Origin of the sequence: Kineococcus sp. NPDC059986 (genome assembly GCF_040702905.1) — a bacterium.
Lineage (GTDB): Bacteria > Actinomycetota > Actinomycetes > Actinomycetales > Kineococcaceae > Kineococcus.
Genome location: NZ_JBFBND010000075.1, coordinates 1 through 2,924, shown reverse-complemented (window position 1 = coordinate 2,924; position 2,924 = coordinate 1). Strand labels below are relative to the sequence as shown.

Genomic DNA, 2,924 nt, shown 5'->3' with positions numbered 1-2,924 from the left:
GCGAATGGCCTGACCAACCATCAAATCGGGGTTCGGTTGCACTATTCCGACGGTGCGATAAGTCGATGCCTCTCGGAGCTCATGCACCGTTGGAGCGTCCGCAACCGGGCCCACCTGGTCTGGCGAGCACTCGAGATGGGAGCGCTCGCGACCCCTTCAGAGCCAGCGGATAGATAGCGCAGCTGCTGGCGCCCCCGCCCTAGCGCAGAGAGCCGTTCAGCAGGGCTGCAGCACGGTGCGATCTTGAGCGAATAAGTCCAGGGACAAGGTGGCCCCAGCTAGGACGCGCCCGGCCAGGACGCTGGCTACGCGCGTGGGCAGACCGGTTCCGTCGCTGCCGCACCTGCAGGGCGCGCAACGCGGCCAAGGCCGCCGCGCAAGCTGCGGCGGTCGCGCACCACCCGGTGCGACGTCACGGTCATCCCGCGGTGCGCGTGGACAATCCGCGCGCTCAGGGCAGGTCGGTGCTGGCCGTCTTCGCCCGCTCGACCACCATCGCCAGCCCCTGCACGCACCGCTTCTGCGCCTCCACCTCACCGCGGCGAGCAGGCCCCACCACCTGCACCACCGCGGCCAGCTCCTCATCGCGCGCAGCCCACCACCGCAACGCTGATGACTTCGACCCCAACCCACCAGTCGCCAACCGCTGCAGGCACCGCGCGATGTTCGCGATCCGATCAGCAGCCACCCCACCGTCATCACCCGGCGCTGGACGCGACAACAAGTCGGCGAGGTACTCCTGCGTCTGCCGGGCGAACAGCTCACCGCTCACCGGCGGGAACACCTCACGCGTAGGCAGTCCGGCCACCACCACCGCGTACAGGTGCGCGGCCAAGACGTCGTCGGAGGCGACGTGGCTCTCACCCAACCGCAGCCCGGCCGCCGACCAGGACAGGCACTGGCCCTGTACACCCCACGCACGCAGCCCCGTTCGGGGCAGGTAGGCGACTTCCAACCGCTCAGCCCACGGCAGCACCGCGACCAGTTCTTCGTGCAGACCCTCGATTGCCCGCTGCGGCAGGCGCTCGCCCAGGCTGCGGTGCACGGTCAGCACATCGATGTCGCTGACGCTCTCGTCGAACTCCCCGGACACTGCCGACCCGGTCAGGTACACCCCGACCACCTCATCGGGACCGACGCAGTCCCGCAACGCCTCGGCGTAGGCGGTGACCACGGCCAGGGCACGGGCGTTCACCTGCGGTCGCTGGTTCAAGATTTGGTCTGAGGTCACGTGTCTGAGCATGCCTGGGCCGCCGTGGTCGTGCCGTTGTCCGCGCCGCGCCGACGGCGCGGCCATCACACGGTCATCCCGCGGTGCGTGTGCTTTACAGTGCGCCGCAGCATGACTGAGAGGCTGTCGACGTGGCCTCCATCGACGTCCGTCCCGTTCACGGCCAGGAGTGGGAGGTGCTGCCGTGGCTGTGGCAGTGCTTCCGCCACGACCTCGCCCTGGCCGTCTCCGCTCTGCCCTACCCCGACGGCCGCTACCGGGCTCAAGACCTCCCTCCCGGGCCGGATGAGGACCACGCCGCGTACCTGGCGTGGCGCCCGCACCCGAAGACCAGTGAGCCGGCCCCGGTCGGCTTCGCCCTCGTGGAAGGGCTGACCCGGCAACGACGCGGGCTGGCCGCCCTCTGGGTTGCTCCCACCGCCCGCCGCGGTGGCCTCGGCCAAGAGTTGGCCCTCGACGTCCTCGGCCGCCACCTCGGACCCTGGTCCATCGCGTTCCAGCACGACAACCCCACCGCGGGCCGCTTCTGGCGGGCAGTGGCCGAGGTGGCGTTCGGCCCGGGCGGGTGGCGCGAGGAGCAACGCCCGGTGCCGCACCGGCCAGACGTCGCGCCGGATCACTGGGTCGAGTCGCTGTAACGACCGAAGTTCACGGTCATCCCGCGTTGTGCGCGGTCCTGAGCTGGCGGCGACGTCGCCCTCGTGCCGATGTCCGGGTGCAAGTCGAGAGCGAAGATCACCTGCATATCCCCGCGATGCGCGTGGTTTCGCGCTCTCTGGGTGCAACGTCCCAGACGTCAGCGGTGCAACAGTCTCTGCTGACGCCGGTGACTTCCCGCCAGCACCACCGCGCCCACCAGCGCTGAGGCGCCTCCAGCGAGCCCGAAGCCCTGCGCCTCTCGCCAGCCCGACGCACCGGCAGCCGAGCACCGCTCAGCGACGTCTTGGCGCTCAGCACTCGAGAGCATGCCCCCGAAGACCTGGCCACCATGGCGATGCACGTGCCACACCGAAGCGCACCGGGTTCCATCTGCCTCGACCACCGGCGAACGCAAGACCCGCCACGTCAACACCAGCAGCACCACAGCCACGACCAGCAGGACCCAGCCTGCGATACGCGCGGTACGACTCATCTCCTCATCGTGCCCATCCGCAGGCGATGCAGCTCCGCGTCCCTCAGACCCTCCACATGATCGCCACGACGACCGGTAGCCATCAAGGAGCACACGGCCGAGACCTCACGGTCATCCCGCGTTGTGCGCGGTCCTGAGCCGGCAGCGACGTCGCGGTCTTGACGAGATGCGGACGGTCGTCGGACGCCACTCTCGGTAGGGCTAGGCCGCTGGTCAGACGACGTCGCTGCGCAGGAGAAGCGACATGCGCGATGGTGATCTCGTGCACGACGATGCTGACGAAGCTCCGAGAACTGTCCGAGGCTGGGTCATCTCAGGTGTCGTCGACGCCCTCGGCTTCGTAGTGATCGCGCTGGTGCTGCGCATCTGGTGGTCATGGGCTGATGCCTTGACCTGGTCGTTGGTCGGCGTCGCCGGTTGGTTCGGAATTGACGTCTACAGCGACATTCGACGTCGACAACGAAGGCGGGGTCAAGTCCTCAGAGGTGGTGTACGACGTTCGCCGCGTGATGCTCCGTGCAGTCAGGCAGTCAAGGCCTGCATCGTGAGGTCAGAGTTCAC

At 68.6% G+C, this 2,924-nt stretch carries 2 protein-coding genes; one reads left to right on the top strand and one right to left on the bottom strand.

Annotated features, from left to right (window positions below):
- Positions 1 to 451: 451 nt before the first annotated feature.
- On the bottom strand, positions 452 to 1,195 hold the full coding sequence (locus AB0637_RS24885) for a nucleotidyltransferase domain-containing protein (RefSeq protein WP_366175472.1): 744 nt from the start codon (positions 1,193 to 1,195) through the stop codon (positions 452 to 454).
- 167 nt (positions 1,196 to 1,362) lie between these two features.
- Here AB0637_RS24885 and AB0637_RS24880 point away from each other — a divergent pair, with 167 nt between their 5' ends.
- The gene (locus AB0637_RS24880; RefSeq protein WP_366175471.1) at positions 1,363 to 1,869 is read left to right on the top strand and encodes a GNAT family N-acetyltransferase; all 507 of its coding nucleotides are present in this window, start codon (positions 1,363 to 1,365) and stop codon (positions 1,867 to 1,869) included.
- The last annotated feature ends 1,055 nt before the right edge of the window (positions 1,870 to 2,924 follow it).